This is a genomic window from Sphingopyxis sp. CCNWLW2 (assembly GCF_037095755.1).
In the GTDB taxonomy this organism is placed as follows: domain Bacteria; phylum Pseudomonadota; class Alphaproteobacteria; order Sphingomonadales; family Sphingomonadaceae; genus Sphingopyxis.
Map to the genome: position 1 here is coordinate 1,226,966 of NZ_JBAWKJ010000002.1, position 14,064 is coordinate 1,241,029.

Annotated in this window: 13 protein-coding genes; 10 read left to right on the forward strand and 3 right to left on the reverse strand. The window is 64.7% G+C overall.

Annotated features, from left to right (window positions below):
- Nucleotides 1–120: 120 nt before the first annotated feature.
- The 3 genes from V8J55_RS17040 to V8J55_RS17050 all read right to left on the reverse strand — a co-directional run bounded on the left by V8J55_RS17040 (nt 121) and on the right by V8J55_RS17050 (nt 4,903).
- Nucleotides 121–1,926, reverse strand: a complete 1,806-nt coding sequence (locus V8J55_RS17040; protein ID WP_336446775.1) for an AMP-dependent synthetase/ligase — start codon at nt 1,924–1,926, stop codon at nt 121–123.
- A 49-nt stretch (nt 1,927–1,975) separates the two neighbouring features.
- Nucleotides 1,976–3,667, reverse strand: a complete 1,692-nt coding sequence (gene ggt, locus V8J55_RS17045; RefSeq protein WP_443030836.1) for a gamma-glutamyltransferase — start codon at nt 3,665–3,667, stop codon at nt 1,976–1,978.
- Between the two features lie 168 nt (nt 3,668–3,835).
- Nucleotides 3,836–4,903 (reverse strand): quinone-dependent dihydroorotate dehydrogenase, encoded by a 1,068-nt coding sequence (locus V8J55_RS17050; RefSeq protein ID WP_336446777.1) that lies wholly within the window; start codon nt 4,901–4,903, stop codon nt 3,836–3,838.
- Nucleotides 4,904–4,996: 93 nt separating this feature from the next.
- Here V8J55_RS17050 and V8J55_RS17055 point away from each other — a divergent pair, with 93 nt between their 5' ends.
- The 10 genes from V8J55_RS17055 (at nt 4,997) to V8J55_RS17100 (ending at nt 14,029) form a co-directional block, all read left to right on the forward strand.
- On the forward strand, nt 4,997–6,817 hold the full coding sequence (locus V8J55_RS17055) for a DUF885 domain-containing protein (protein WP_336446778.1): 1,821 nt from the start codon (nt 4,997–4,999) through the stop codon (nt 6,815–6,817).
- Nucleotides 6,818–6,919: 102 nt separating this feature from the next.
- Nucleotides 6,920–7,807 (forward strand): helix-turn-helix domain-containing protein, encoded by an 888-nt coding sequence (locus tag V8J55_RS17060; protein WP_336446779.1) that lies wholly within the window; start codon nt 6,920–6,922, stop codon nt 7,805–7,807.
- A gap of 293 nt (nt 7,808–8,100) precedes the next feature.
- The gene (locus V8J55_RS17065; RefSeq protein ID WP_336446780.1) at nt 8,101–8,577 is read left to right on the forward strand and encodes an SUF system Fe-S cluster assembly regulator; all 477 of its coding nucleotides are present in this window, start codon (nt 8,101–8,103) and stop codon (nt 8,575–8,577) included.
- An 11-nt stretch (nt 8,578–8,588) separates the two neighbouring features.
- Nucleotides 8,589–10,076, forward strand: a complete 1,488-nt coding sequence (gene sufB, locus V8J55_RS17070; RefSeq protein ID WP_336446781.1) for a Fe-S cluster assembly protein SufB — start codon at nt 8,589–8,591, stop codon at nt 10,074–10,076.
- Nucleotides 10,073–10,570 (forward strand): hypothetical protein, encoded by a 498-nt coding sequence (locus V8J55_RS17075; protein WP_336446782.1) that lies wholly within the window; start codon nt 10,073–10,075, stop codon nt 10,568–10,570. Before sufB ends, V8J55_RS17075 begins: the two co-directional genes overlap by 4 nt.
- Nucleotides 10,557–11,300, forward strand: a complete 744-nt coding sequence (gene sufC / locus V8J55_RS17080; RefSeq protein ID WP_336446783.1) for a Fe-S cluster assembly ATPase SufC — start codon at nt 10,557–10,559, stop codon at nt 11,298–11,300. The genes V8J55_RS17075 and sufC overlap by 14 nt, the downstream gene beginning before the upstream one ends.
- Nucleotides 11,297–12,028 (forward strand): SufD family Fe-S cluster assembly protein, encoded by a 732-nt coding sequence (locus V8J55_RS17085; protein WP_336446784.1) that lies wholly within the window; start codon nt 11,297–11,299, stop codon nt 12,026–12,028. Before sufC ends, V8J55_RS17085 begins: the two co-directional genes overlap by 4 nt.
- Nucleotides 12,025–13,206, forward strand: a complete 1,182-nt coding sequence (locus V8J55_RS17090) for an aminotransferase class V-fold PLP-dependent enzyme (protein ID WP_336446785.1) — start codon at nt 12,025–12,027, stop codon at nt 13,204–13,206. Before V8J55_RS17085 ends, V8J55_RS17090 begins: the two co-directional genes overlap by 4 nt.
- Entirely contained in the window at nt 13,203–13,673 is a 471-nt protein-coding gene (locus V8J55_RS17095; RefSeq protein WP_137893591.1) for an SUF system Fe-S cluster assembly protein, read from the forward strand. Before V8J55_RS17090 ends, V8J55_RS17095 begins: the two co-directional genes overlap by 4 nt.
- A complete protein-coding gene (locus V8J55_RS17100) occupies nt 13,673–14,029 on the forward strand; it encodes a HesB/IscA family protein (RefSeq protein ID WP_336446786.1) in 357 nt (118 codons plus the stop codon). Before V8J55_RS17095 ends, V8J55_RS17100 begins: the two co-directional genes overlap by 1 nt.
- Nucleotides 14,030–14,064 lie beyond the last annotated feature (35 nt).

Genomic DNA, 14,064 nt, shown 5'->3' on the forward strand with positions numbered 1-14,064 from the left:
GTTGGATGGGGGTGATGGTGCGTCATTGCACTGTCGCTTCAGGCCGAGACCGCACCCCCACCGCTGCGACTAGCCAGCAAGCTGGCAAGTTTCGCTGCCTCCCCCATCAAGGGGGAGGACTCAGGCTTTATACAGCGCCGCGATCTTGTCCTCGTAGACCTGTTTCAGGATATGGCGCCGGATCTTCATCGACGGCGTCATCTGCTCATTCTCGATCGTGAAGGGCTCGTCGGCGAAGTCGAATTTGCGGACCTTTTCGATCACCGAGAGCTGGCCGTTGACGCGGTCGACCGCGGCGCGCAGCGTGGCGCGGAATTTCTCATGCTCGCGGAGGCGCTCGAGATCCTTGGGCAAGCCTTCGGCCTCGGCCCATTCGGCCATCCATTCGGGATCGGGGACAAGGATGCCGACAAGATGCGGGCGCTTGTCGCCATAGACCATCGCCTGCAAAATCTCGGGCTGGAGCGTCAACATGCCCTCGACGCGCTGCGGCGAGACATTGTCGCCCTTGTCGTTGACGATCAGGTCCTTCTTGCGGTCGGTGATGACGATGCGGCCCTGCCCATCGATATGGCCGATATCGCCCGTGTGGAGCCAGCCATCAACGAGTACGCGTTCGGTCTCGGCCTTGTTGCGCCAATAACCCTTCATCACCAGCTCGCCGCGTACGAGGATTTCGCCGTCGTCAGCGATGCGCACTTCGGTGTTCATCAGCGGCGGGCCGACGGTGTCCATCTTGATCCCGGCGCTCGGGCGGTTGCAGCTGATCACCGGCCCCGCCTCGGTCTGGCCATAGCCTTGCAGCAAGGTCAGCCCGATCGAGTGGAAGAACACGCCGATTTCGGGGTTGAGCGGCGCGCCGCCCGACACGAGCGCCTTCATCCGGCCGCCGAAACGCTTGCCGATCTTGGGGCGGAACAATTTGTCGAGGATCAGGTCGACCGGGCGGTCGAGGATGCCCATCCGCCGCTCATAATCCTTTTCACCGACGCGCAGCGCCTGGTTCAGCATCCAGTTCGCGAGCTTGCCCTGTTTTTCGACCGACTTGATCATCCGTGCGCGGATCACCTCGAACAGGCGCGGGACGACGACCATGATCGTCGGGCGCGTCTCCTCGATGTTCGAGACGAGCTTTTCCAGCCCCTCGCTATAATAGATTTGCGCGCCGACCATGATCGGCAGGAACTGGCCGCCCGAATGTTCATAGGCGTGGCTGAGGGGCAGGAACGACAGGAACACTTCCTCGTCGCCGATGCCGAAATCACTGACCAGCACCTCGGCGGCGCCCGCGGCATTGTGCAGGATCGCGCCGTGATGCTGCATCACGCCGCGCGGCGCGCCGCCGGTGCCGCTGGTGTAGATGAGGCACGCGGTATCCTCGCGCTTCATCGCGGCGCCGCGCGCCTTCGTTTCTTCCACATACGCTTCGCCGCCCTCCACGAGCGGCCCCCAGTCGTGAACCGCAACCTCGCCGTGCTGGCCGACGCGCAGGCTCTCCATGCTGATCACGATGTGCGCTTCGGAGCGCATCACCGCGGGCATCAGCGTGCGTGCGAGCTTCGCGGTCGAGACGATCACCGCCTTCGCGCCGCTGTTGTCGAGGATGTGCTGATGGTCGCGTTCGGTGTTGGTCGTATAGGTCGGGACGGTGATGCAGCCCGCGGCCATGATGCCGAGGTCGGCGATGCACCATTCGGGCCGGTTCTCGCTGACCAACACCACCCGGTCGCCTTCCTTGAGCCCCAGTTCGCGCAAATTATGCGCGAGCGCCGACACCTGATTGGCGACCTGCCGCCAGCTCAGCGGATGCCAGGCGCGGTCGGCCTTGCGCCACAGGAAGGGATCTTCGCCGCCGCGCCCCGCACGGTCGAAGAACATCGCGACCAGACTCGAAAAATGGTCGAGATGGGGATTTTCAAGCTTCATTCTGCCTCTCTCCAGGGAGATTTCGTTGCTTCTGTTCTGTTATCGTTGATCAATTCTGCGCCGGCGCCCCGTCGATCGACGAGCTGCCGGGTCCGCGCGGGTCGGCGGCGCCGCGCCAGCCGGCGGTGGTGCGTTCGACCGCATTGAGCTTCGACCCGAGGCTGGTCGCGGTGAAGCTGTAGCCGAAAGGTTTCATCTTTGCGGCGATCGCCTTGCCCTCCTCGTTATTCTCGATCAGCACACCGTGGCGGCCGAAGAAAAGGTTGGGAAGCTCCATCGCCTGCTTCGCGTCGAGCCCCCAGTCGAGCACGCCGACGAGCACCTTGGTCACATGCATGATGATGCGCTTGCCGCCCGCCGAGCCGACCGCGAGCACGACCTTGCCGTCGGGGCCATAGACGACCGTCGGCGACATCGAGGAGAGCGGACGCTTGCCCGCTTCGACGCGGTTCGCGGTCGGCACCCCGCCCTCGCTCGGGGCGAGGTCGAAATCGGTGAGCTCATTGTTGAGGAAATAGCCGTTCGCCATCAGCTGGCTGCCGAAGATGCTCTCGATCGTCGAGGTCATCGACACGAGGTTACCGTCCTTGTCGGCGGTCACGAAATGCGTCGTCCCCTGCTCCTCGACCGGCGGCGCGGCGGCGCGCGGCGTGGCGCCCGGTGGGGTGCCGGGCTCATATTTGCCCGCGGCGCCATAAGGCGAGATGAGCTGGCGGCGCCCGGCAAGATAGCTCTTGTCGAGCAGCCCCTTCACCGGCACATCGACGAAATCGCCGTCGCCGAGATAGGCGGCGCGATCGGCGTAGGAAAGCTGCATCGCTTCCGCGAGCAGATGCCAGCTCATCGGATTGTCCTTTCCCATCGCCTTCATGTCCCAGCCCTCGATCATGCCGAGGATGCCAAAGACGGTGGTCGCACCCGACGAGGGCGGCCCCATTCCGCAGACCTTATAGATGCGGTAGGTGGTGCAGACCGCAGGGCGCTCTTTCGCCTTGTAGGCGGCGATGTCCTTGACCGTGAGCTGGCTCGGGTGGCGCGGCGCCTTGGCGACGGCATCGCTGATCGCCTTGGCGTTGGCGCCGGTGTAGAAGGCGTCAGGCCCGCGCGCCGCAATGTCGCGCAGCAGCTTGGCATAAGCGGGGTTCTTGATGCGCGTGCCGACCGGCGCGGGCTTGCCATCGACATAGTAGATCGCCTTGGGAGCGGGAAACTCCTTCCACATCGGCTCGAACTGGATGAGCCAGTTGTTGAGCGCGGGGGTGACGATAAAGCCTTCTTCGGCGAGCTTGATCGCGGGCTGGAACAACGCCTTCCATTCGAGCTTGCCCCATTTCTTGTGCGCCATTTCCATCAGGCGCACATTGCCCGGGACGCCGACCGACAGCCCGCCGGGGATCACATCCATATAGCCGCGCGCCTTGCCGTCGGGGCCGAGGAAACGCTCGGGCTTTGCCGCGGCGGGCGCCATTTCGCGGCCGTCGATCGTCGAGATGCTGCCGTCCTTGGCATTGTGGTGGACCATGAAGCCGCCGCCGCCGATCCCGCTCGACTGCGGCTCGACCAGCGTGAGAACCGCAACCATCGCGACCGCGGCGTCGGCAGCGGTGCCGCCCTGATGCAATATCTCGCGCCCCGCCTCGGTCGCGCGCGGATCGGCGGACGAGGTGACGCCCTGCGCGAGCGCGGGCGAGGAGACGGTGACGGAAAGAAGGGCGGCGAGCGGGAGGAATTTTTTGAGCATGGGCGCGACATTGGCGCGGAGGTCGAGGTAGCGCAACCCTTGTTCCCCTCCCGCTTGCGGGAGGGGTTAGGGGTGGGCCTGCAACGGTGCATCTGCCCACCCCGCTGCGACTAGCAAACAAGTTTGCAAGTCTCGCTGCCCCTCCCGCGAGCGGGAGGGGAGAACAGCTTATTCCCTACCCACCGCGTCCGACACGCGCGCGAAGCCGTCGCGGACGGCGAGCTTTTCGAGCCCATGTGCAATCCGGCCCGCGAGGCCCGGGCCTTCATAGACCATCGCCGAATATATCTGGACCAGGCTGGCGCCCGCACGGATGCGCTCCCATGCCTGTTCGGCGGACGCGATCCCGCCCGCCGCGACGAGCGGCAGCTTGCCGCCGCTCGCGCTGCGGAAATCCCGGACCCGCTGGAGCGCCAGCTCGGCGAGCGGCGCGCCCGAGAGACCGCCCGCTTCCTCGGCATGACGCGATGCGAGCGCCGGGCGCACGATCGTCGTGTTCGAGACGATGACCGCGGCGAGCCCCTTGCCGAACGCCACCGCGACGATGTCGTCGATGTCGGCGGGTTCGAGGTCGGGCGCGACCTTCAGGAACACCGGCTTCGCCGCGCCCGCGGGCTGCGCCGCGGCAACGCCGTCGAGCAGCGCTTCGAGCGCGCCCTTGTCCTGCAAGGCACGAAGCCCGGGCGTGTTCGGCGAGCTGATATTCACCGTCAGATAATCGGCAAGCGGCGCCATCGCCGCGGTGCCCTTCGCATAGTCGGCGATGCGGTCGGCGCTGTCCTTGTTCGCGCCGATGTTGATCCCGAGCGGCACCGGAAGGCCATAGCGGCGCAGGCACGCGATGCGCTCGGCCGCCTTCTCCTGACCGCCATTGTTGAAGCCCATGCGGTTGATCACCGCCTGATCCTCGACGAGGCGGAACAGGCGCGGGCGCGGGTTGCCCTCCTGCGGCAGCGGGGTCAGCGTCCCGACCTCGACGAAGCCGAAGCCGAAATGCGGCATCACATGCGCAACGCGCGCATCCTTGTCGAAGCCGGGGGCGAGGCCGACGGGGTTCGGGAATTTGAGGCCCGCGAGCTCGGTCGCGAGCGCCGGGCTGGTGAGCGCATGGCGCGCGCGCGGCAGCGGCTGGAGCGCGCTGAGCGTGAGGTTATGCGCCGCCTCGCCATCGGTGGCGTGGACGATCGGGCGAACAAGCGCATAGGCGCTATCGGTGAGCGAGGCAAAGAGCGACATGGCCCGCCATTGCGCCGAGCCGGGGCCTATGGCAAGCCCCGCCTCGACTATTGGCCGGACCAGCAAAGTCATCGGAAAAACCGGGAGAAATTCGTGTCGCACATTCGCATTATCGCTCGCCTGTCCACTGGGCTCGCCCTGCTCGCCGTTGCGGGCTGCGCCCCGGCCGCGGTACAGGAAGCACCCGCCACTGTAGCCGCGACGCCCGCTCCCGAAGCAGCCCCCGCCGGCGCGAACCTCGCGCAATTCTTCGAAAATTATGACGCGGCGCAGCTCTCGCTTGCCCCGCAGGGCAAGGCGTATCGCGGCATTCGCGATGCCGATTATGGCAAATGGAACGATGTCAGCGACGAAGCCGCGGTCGCGAACCAGAAGCTGCAACAAGCCACGGCAGAGGCGATGCGCGGCAGCTTCGATCCCACGACGATGTCGGCCGACGAGGCGCTGTCGTTCGAGCTGTTCAACGCGCAGGCCGCGCGCGCCGCGCGCCTGTTTCCGTATCGCAATCACGGCTATGTCTTCGACCAGATGAACGGCGCGCAAAGCCAGCTTCCCGCCTTCCTGATCAACATCCACCGCGTCGCCGATACCGCCGAGGCCGAAGCCTATATCGAACGCATCCGCGGCCTCGGCCCCGTCCTCGACGCGCTGTCGGCGCAGTCGGCCGAGCGCGCCAAGAACGGCATCCAGCCGCCGAAGTGGGTCTATGCCTATCTGATCTCCGACATCGGCAATTTACAGAAGCCGAACAATGCGGTGATCGAGGACTTCACCGCCAAGGTCGGAAAACTCGACATCGACGCCACCGAAAAGGCCCGACTGCTCGGCACCGCGAACGCCGCCTGGGCGGGAAGCGCCGGCCCCGCCTATAACCGCCTGCTGACCGAAATGAAGCGCCAGCAGGCGAGCGCGCCGACGCAGGACGGCGTGTGGCGCCTGCCCGACGGCAAAGCCTATTATGAGGCGCTGCTCGCCAATTACACGACGACCGACATGACCGCGACCCAGATCCACGACCTTGGCCTGTCCGAAGTCGCGCGCATCCACGGCGAGATGAAAAAGATCATGGCGAAGGTCGGCTTCAAGGGCACGCTGCAGCAATTCTTCGCGCATCTGCGCGACAGCCCGCAATATTATTACACTACTCGCGAAGCCTATCTGGCCGACGTCGACACCAAGGTGAAGGCGATGGAGGCGCGGCTGCCCGCCTTTTTCAACACGCTCCCCAAGGCGCATCTGCAGGTGAAGGCGGTCGAGGCGTTCCGCGAGAAATCGGCAGGCAAGGCCTTTTACCAGTCGCCCTCGCCCGACGGGTCGCGGCCGGGCACCTATTATGTGAACCTCTATGACCTGCGCGACATGTCGAAGACCGAGCTCGAGGCGCTCGCCTATCATGAGGGCGTTCCGGGGCACCACCTCCAGCGCGCGGTGCAGACCGAGCTGACCGGGCTGCCGCCCTTCCGCCGCTTCGGCGGCTTCACCGCCTATACCGAAGGCTGGGGCCTCTATACCGAGGAGCTCGCCAAGGACATGGGCTTCTACACCGATCCGTACAGCGATTTCGGGCGCCTCGGCATGGAGCTGTGGCGCGCGTGCCGCCTCGTCGTCGACACCGGCATCCACGACAAGCGCTGGACCCGCGAGCAGGCGATCCAGTATCTGAAGGACAACACGCCCAATCCGCAGGGCGACATCGAAAAGGCGATCGAGCGCTATATCGTCTACCCGGGTCAGGCGACCGCCTATCTGATCGGCAAGCTCAAGATCATGGAGCTGCGCGGCCGCGCGCAGGCGGCGCTCGGCGACAAGTTCGATTTCCGTACCTTCCACGACGTCGTGCTCGAATCGGGCCCGGTGCCGCTCGACGTGCTCGAACGGCGCGTCGACGTATGGATCGCGGCGCAGAAGGGTTAAGATAATTGACGATTGGCGCTTGACGCGCGGGGCCGAAACGCAAATGATTTGATCCAGAAAAATAAGGCAGCCGGGTCACGGTTGCCAAAGGTCTGGGTCTTCATGTCGGATATTACTTCCTCGCCCGCGGGCGTGGACGGCAGCGCGCCGTTCGAACTGCACTATTTCCCGCCCGATCCCGATCTGGCGGAGATGGTGTCGAGCTTTTATTTCGCGCGCGTCAACATGCCGCGTTTCGACGAATATGAGCGCGCCGACCGCCCGCAGTTCCGCTTCGTCACCGCCGCCGACGGCGAATATGTCTTCGCCGACGATCACCGCGCGCCGGTCTGCCGGGCCAATATCGTCGGACCGACGAGCGGGCGCGTGCGCGCGATCAGCAATTGCCCGACGCAGATGTTCGGATTCGGCATGCTGCCTGCGGGCTGGGCCGCGCTGATGGGCGACGACGCCGACAAGCTGACCGACCGCGCGATGGACGCCGCCGACCTGTTCGGCCCGTGGATCGACGAGGTCGCGACCACGCTGGAAACGGCGGCAAGCGTCGAGGACAAGCTGGTCATCGGCAATAATTTCGCGCGCGAGGTGCTGACGCGGGGCGAGACCGCGCCGATGTGGTTCATCCGCACCGTCGATGGATGGCTGACCGAATCGCCCTCGCCGCAGGTTCCCGAACTGGTCGAGGCGACGGGCATGTCGATCCGGTCGGTCGAGCGGATGACCAAACATTATTACGGACTGTCGCCGCGCATGCTCGCGCGCAAATATCGCGCGGTGCGCGCCGCGTCGGCGCTGGCACGCGGCGAAGGGCTCGATGCCGCGCAGCTTGGCGACGCCTTTTACGACCAGTCGCACCTGATCCGCGAGATCAAGCGCTTTGCCGGCGCCACGCCTGGCCAGCTCGGCAAGCCGACCAGCTATACCGAGGCAACGACCAAGGGCCGCAAGCAACTCGCCGGCCGGGTCAGCCCGCTCGTCTCCGAGACCTGACGCCGGAACCGGCGTTAACCTTCGAAAATTTTCTGTCCCGTCGTTTTGGCGTTTTCATCCAATCACGAATCGTCGCGCGGGCATAATCCCCCCTTGCGACCCAGAAGAGCTCATCCTCGGACGAGGACTTGAGACCTTCATCTTGGCACTCATTTGGCTTTGGCCGGATGGGTGCCTTTTTTTTCTTGGCGCCCAAATAGCGCCCGTTGGTTGCGCCGCACAAAAGCCGCGCCTATATAAGTGGAGTGATTTACTCCAGTTAAGAATCGTTCGCAACTGCGACGGAAAAGAACATGCGCCTGTCGAACCTTGCCGATTATGCCGTGGTGCTGATGAGCGCCGCCGCCCGCCAGTGCGGGTCGGTGCCGATTCACGCCGGCATGCTGGCCGAGCAGACGGGCATCCCCGGGCCGACCGCGCAGAAGCTGGTGAGCCAGCTCGCGCGCGCCGGGCTGCTCGTCGCGTCGCGCGGTAGCGGCGGCGGGGTGCGACTCGCGCGGCCCGCGGCGGCAATTAACGTTGCCGAGATCATCGAAGCGGTCGAAGGGCCGATCGCGCTGACCAGTTGCGTCGCCGAAGGGCGGCATGATTGCTCGCTCGAGGGCAGCTGCAAGGTGCAGCCGCACTGGGGCGTCGTGAACGGCGCGGTGCGCGGCGCGCTGGCGGAAATCAGTTTGGCGAGCCTTTCCGTCGTCCCAGCGAAAGCTGGGACCGCTATCGATGGAACCCGGCCGACCGCGACCCCAGCTTTCGCTGGGGTGACGGGTTAAAAGTTAGAGATATGACCGACAACACCGAACTCCCCGTAAAAGACCAGGCCGCGCATGACGCCGCGGCGAAGGTCGCCGATTATGAGCATGGCTGGTCCTCGACGATCGAGACCGACTTCGCGCCCAAGGGGCTGACCGAGGACACGGTCCGCTTCATCAGCGCAAAGAAGAACGAGCCCGAATGGATGCTCGACTGGCGGCTGAAGGCGTTTCGCCATTGGCAGACGATGGAGACGCCCGACTGGGCGAAGCTCAACGTCCCGCCGATCGACTACCAAGACGCGTACTATTACGCGGCGCCCAAGGCGAAGCCGAAGCTCTCCAGCCTCGACGAGGTGGATCCCGAGATTCTCGAAGTCTACAAGAAGCTCGGCATCCCGATCGAGGAGCAGAAGGTGCTCGCGGGCGTCGAAGGCGCGCGCAAGGTCGCGGTCGACGCGGTGTTCGACAGCGTCAGCGTCGCGACGACTTTCCGCGAGGAATTGAAGCGCGCCGGCGTGATCTTCCTCTCCATCTCCGAAGCGATCCGCGAATATCCCGAGCTGGTGAAAAAGTGGCTCGGCAAGGTCGTGCCGATGCACGACAATTATTTCGCGACGCTCAATTGCGCGGTCTTCTCCGACGGCACCTTCGTTTACGTGCCCGAGGGCGTGCGCTGTCCGATGGAACTCAGCACCTATTTCCGCATCAATGCCGAAAATACGGGGCAGTTCGAGCGGACGCTGATCATCGCCGACAAGGGCGCCTATGTGTCGTACCTCGAAGGCTGCACCGCGCCGATGCGCGACGAGAACCAGCTTCACGCCGCGGTGGTCGAACTCGTCGCACTCGACGATGCCGAGATCAAATATTCGACGGTGCAGAACTGGTATCCCGGCAACGCCGAGGGCCTCGGCGGCATCTATAATTTCGTGACCAAGCGCGCGCTGTGCCAGGGCAAGCGCAGCAAGGTGTCGTGGACGCAGGTCGAAACCGGCTCGGCGATCACGTGGAAATATCCGAGCTGCGTGCTCAACGGCGACGACAGCGTCGGCGAATTTTATTCGGTCGCGGTCACCAACAATTACCAGCAGGCCGACACCGGCACCAAGATGATCCACAATGGCAAGCGCACGCGCTCGACCATCGTCAGCAAGGGGATCAGCGCGGGCAAGTCGAACAACACCTATCGCGGGCTGGTGCGCGTCGCGCCGAATGCCGAGGGGGTGCGCAATTTTACCCAGTGCGACAGCCTGCTTCTGGGGTCGCTCAGCGGCGCGCACACCGTGCCGTACATCGAGATCCGCAACCCCTCGGCGCAGGTCGAGCATGAAGCGACGACGAGCAAGATCAGCGACGACCAGCTCTTCTACGCGATGCAGCGCGGGCTGGGGCAGGAAGAGGCGGTGGCGCTGATCGTCAACGGCTTTGCCAAGGAAGTACTGCAGCAGCTGCCGATGGAATTTGCGGTCGAGGCGCAGAAGCTGCTGGGGATTTCGCTTGAGGGGAGCGTGGGGTGAGCCTTGTGTTTTCAGTGCTTTTGTTGAGCGCGACGGCTGAGCCATCCGTATTCGAATGCGTCGATACGCCGCAATATGACTGTAAGACGGGCGTCTATTCCGGACCACCTGAGCAAAACCTATTCGCGCAGGATCGGGAGGCATTGACGACCATATATCGTGATTACTGGACGTGCCATTGGCAACATCTCAGTAGGCATGCTGACTTCGGCACGTCGGTTGGTAGCGCGGCAATAGCCGCGCTGGAGCAGTCACAAACCGCATGTAAGATGCAAGGTCTTGCTGCTGATCGTGGGATGGACGCTCTGTTGGCGAAACAGGCCCGCTATGGCGACGAGAAAAATCGCGAACGGTTGCGGGAAGAAAACCGAGGAATGGGCGGAGTCCTTTTCGCGTACAGATCAGCTGCAAGCCCAGAACAGAGGGCGAAATTGATGAAAACGCTCGAGGCAGCAACGGCACAGATCACGGAAAACAACAATGCTCAAAATTGAAAATCTCCACGCCAACGTCGCCGACAAGCCGATCCTGAAGGGCCTGTCGCTCAGCATCAATGCCGGCGAGATCCATGCGATCATGGGGCCCAATGGCGCGGGCAAGTCGACTTTGTCCTATGTGCTCGGCGGACGCCCCGGTTATGAGGTCACCGAGGGTTCGGCCCAATTCGAGGGTCAGGACCTGCTCGACATGGAGCCGCATGAGCGCGCCGCGGCGGGGCTGTTCCTGGGCTTCCAATATCCGGTCGAAATCCCCGGCGTGTCGAACGTCCAGTTCCTGCGCGAGGCGCTCAATGCGCAGCGCAAAGCGCGTGGGCAGGAACCGCTGTCGGGCGGCGATTTCCTGAAGCTGGCGCGCGAGAAGGCGGGGCTGCTCAAGATGGACATGGACATGCTCAAGCGCCCCGTGAACGTCGGCTTTTCAGGCGGCGAGAAGAAGCGCAACGAGATGGTGCAGATGGGGATCATCGACCCCCGGCTTGCGATCCTCGACGAGACGGACTCGGGCCTCGACATCGACGCGCTGCGCACCGTCGGCGACGGGATCAACGCGATCATGCGGCGCCCCGACAAGGCGGTGCTGCTGATCACCCACTATCAGCGCCTGCTCGACTATGTGCAGCCCGATTTCGTCCACGTTCTCGCCGCCGGGCGGATCGTGAAGTCGGGCGGCCCCGAACTCGCGCGCGAGCTGGAAGAACATGGCTATGCGGAGATCACGGCTTGACCACGAGCGCCCTCCCCTCGCGCCGTGACGAAGCATGGCGCTATAGCGACATCGACGCGGTGACTGCGGCGTGGCCGCTGCCCGCGCCCGAGAGCATCATCGTGCCCGCGGGCGGCGACTTCAAACGCGCGATCGTGCAGGACGAAGGCGCGATCCGCCAGATTGAGCTGGTGCTCGGCAAGGGCGCGGTGGCTTCGCTCCATGTGCTCAATATCGGCGGTTCCTATGGCCGTATCGAACTCAACGTGATCCTGCACGAAGGCGCCGACTTCCACCTCGGCGCGGCGCAGATCGGCGGGGGCGAGCAGAACCTCGAGATCGTCACCACCGTCACCCACGCCGAACCCGGCGCGACGTCGCGGCAGGTCGTGCGGTCGGTGCTCGGCGGCACCGCGACCGGCACCTATCTCGGCAAGGTCGCGGTCGCGCGCGATGCGCAGCAGACCGACAGCGAACAGGATGTGAAGGCGATGCTGCTCGACCGCAGCGCGACCGCCAACGCCAAGCCCGAGCTCGAAATCTTCGCCGACGATGTGAAATGCGCGCACGGCTGCGCGATTGGCGAGCTCGACCCGATGGGGCTCTATTACCTCCAGTCGCGCGGGCTGCCGCCGGGCGAGGCGAAAAAGCTGATGCTGCAGGCGTTCGTCGCGGGCGTGTTCGATGGCGCCGAGGATGAGGAGCAGCTGCGGGCGCTCGCGCTGGCGAAGCTGGGAGAGCTGGTGTGAGCACCACGACCGCCCTTCGCACCTTCCCTGACGTCCGTGCCGATTTCCCCGGCCTGACGCCCGGCTGGCACTATCTCGACACGGCGGCGACCGCGCAGAAGCCGCAAGCCGTAATCGACGCTACCGTCGCCGCGATGGGCCGCGATTATGCGACAGTGCATCGCGGCGTCTATGCGCGCTCGGCCGACATGACGCTCGCCTATGAGGCTGCGCGGCGGCGGATCGCGGCGTTTATCGGAGCGCGCGAGAGTGAGATCGCATTCGTTCGCGGCGCGACCGAGGCGATCAACCTTGTCGCCTATTCGCATCCGAAGAAGGGCCGCGTGCTGTTGTCGGTGCTCGAGCATCACAGCAATATCGTGCCGTGGCAGCTTGCCGGCTGGCAGGTCGATGTTTGCCCGCTGACCGAAGATGGCCGCATCGATCTCGACGCCGCCGAAAAGCTGCTCACCCCCGAGCACACGATGGTCGCCTTCGCGCATGTCTCAAATGTGCTCGGCAGCCCGCTCGATGTCGCACACGCCGCCGAACTCGCGCACCGCGTCGGCGCCGAACTGCTGATCGACGGCTGTCAGGCGGTGCCGCGCCTGCCCGTCGACGTCGCGGCGCTCGGCTGCGACTATTATGTCTTCTCGGGCCACAAGCTTTACGGGCCGACTGGCGTCGGCGTGCTGTGGAGCGACAAGCTCGACACCCTTCCGCCGTGGCAGGGTGGTGGGTCGATGATCGACCGCGTGACCTTTGCGAAGACGACCTACGCCCCCGCCCCGACGCGCTTCGAGGCGGGCACGCCCGCGATCATCGAGGCGATCGGACTCGCCGCGGCGGTCGATTATGTCGAAGCGATCGGGATCGACGCGATCCACGCGCATGAGGTGGCACTGGTCGGCACATTGCGCGCAGCACTCGCGCGCAAGAACAGCATCACTTTGTTCGGCCCCGAGAATAGCGCGGGAATCGTGAGTTTTGCGATGGCAGGGGTTCATCCGCACGACATCGGCACTATCTTGGACGAAAGCGGGGTCGCGATCCGCGCCGGGCACCATTGCGCACAGCCGCTGATGGAGCATCTGGGGGTGCCCGCGACCGCGCGCGCGAGTTTTGGCGTTTACAGCAATGACGACGATGTGGCGGCGCTGATCGACGGCCTCGCCCGCGTCGAGAGGATTTTCGGATGAGCGAGGACCGGATGATCAAGGTCGAAGAAGTGGAAAGCGTCGAAGCCCCGCCGAAAGCGCGCGTCGAGGATGTCGAAAGCGCGCCAGAGAAACTGGAACGCAAGCGCGACTATCTCGAAGGCTTTCTTGCCGCGAAGCCCGCTGCGGTCGATCCGCACGCGGTCGGCGGCGATCTGTACGAAGCCGTGATCAACGCGCTCAAGGACATCTACGACCCGGAAATCCCGGTGAATATCTATGACCTTGGCCTGATCTATAATGTCGAGATCAACGACGGCCATGCGCTCGTCACGATGACGCTGACGACGCCGCATTGCCCGGTCGCGGAGTCGATGCCCGCCGAGGTCGAACTGCGCGTCGGCGCGGTCCCCGGCGTCGGCGATGCCGAGGTCAATCTTGTCTGGGATCCGCCGTGGTCGCCGCAGAATATGAGCGACGAAGCGCGGCTCGAACTGGGAATGCTCTGATGACCGAGACCAAGACCCGCGCACGCCCTGCCGCCGTCGCCCTGACCGCCGGCGCCGAAGCGCGTATCGCGAAGCTGATGGCGGCTGCGCCCGAGGGCGCGATCGGCGTGCGCCTGTCGACGCCGCGCCGCGGCTGTTCGGGGCTCGCTTATTCGGTCGATTATGTCACCGAAGAGGTGAAGTTCGACGAGAAGATCGAGACCCCCGGCGGGGTCTTCTACATCGACGGCGCGTCGGTGCTGTACCTGATCGGCAGCATCATGGACTGGGTCGAGGATGATTTCGCCGCGGGCTTCGTCTTCGAGAATCCGAACGCCAAGGGCGCGTGCGGCTGCGGCGAGAGCTTCACCGTCTAGGCGCGCATTTCCGCGTAAAATCTGCTATAATGCCC

Bases quoted from the DNA above. Each gene is read 5' to 3' on its own strand.
- V8J55_RS17060 (WP_336446779.1), top strand. From the start codon at position 6,920: ATGTCGGATATTACTTCCTCGCCCGCGGGCGTGGACGGCAGCGCGCCG.
- V8J55_RS17050 (WP_336446777.1), bottom strand. From the start codon at position 4,903: ATGTCGCTCTTTGCCTCGCTCACCGATAGCGCCTATGCGCTTGTTCGC.
- sufB (WP_336446781.1), top strand. From the start codon at position 8,589: ATGACCGACAACACCGAACTCCCCGTAAAAGACCAGGCCGCGCATGAC.
- V8J55_RS17100 (WP_336446786.1), top strand. From the start codon at position 13,673: ATGACCGAGACCAAGACCCGCGCACGCCCTGCCGCCGTCGCCCTGACC.
- V8J55_RS17065 (WP_336446780.1), top strand. From the start codon at position 8,101: ATGCGCCTGTCGAACCTTGCCGATTATGCCGTGGTGCTGATGAGCGCC.
- V8J55_RS17095 (WP_137893591.1), top strand. From the start codon at position 13,203: ATGAGCGAGGACCGGATGATCAAGGTCGAAGAAGTGGAAAGCGTCGAA.
- sufC (WP_336446783.1), top strand. From the start codon at position 10,557: ATGCTCAAAATTGAAAATCTCCACGCCAACGTCGCCGACAAGCCGATC.
- V8J55_RS17040 (WP_336446775.1), bottom strand. From the start codon at position 1,926: ATGAAGCTTGAAAATCCCCATCTCGACCATTTTTCGAGTCTGGTCGCG.
- ggt (WP_443030836.1), bottom strand. From the start codon at position 3,667: ATGCTCAAAAAATTCCTCCCGCTCGCCGCCCTTCTTTCCGTCACCGTC.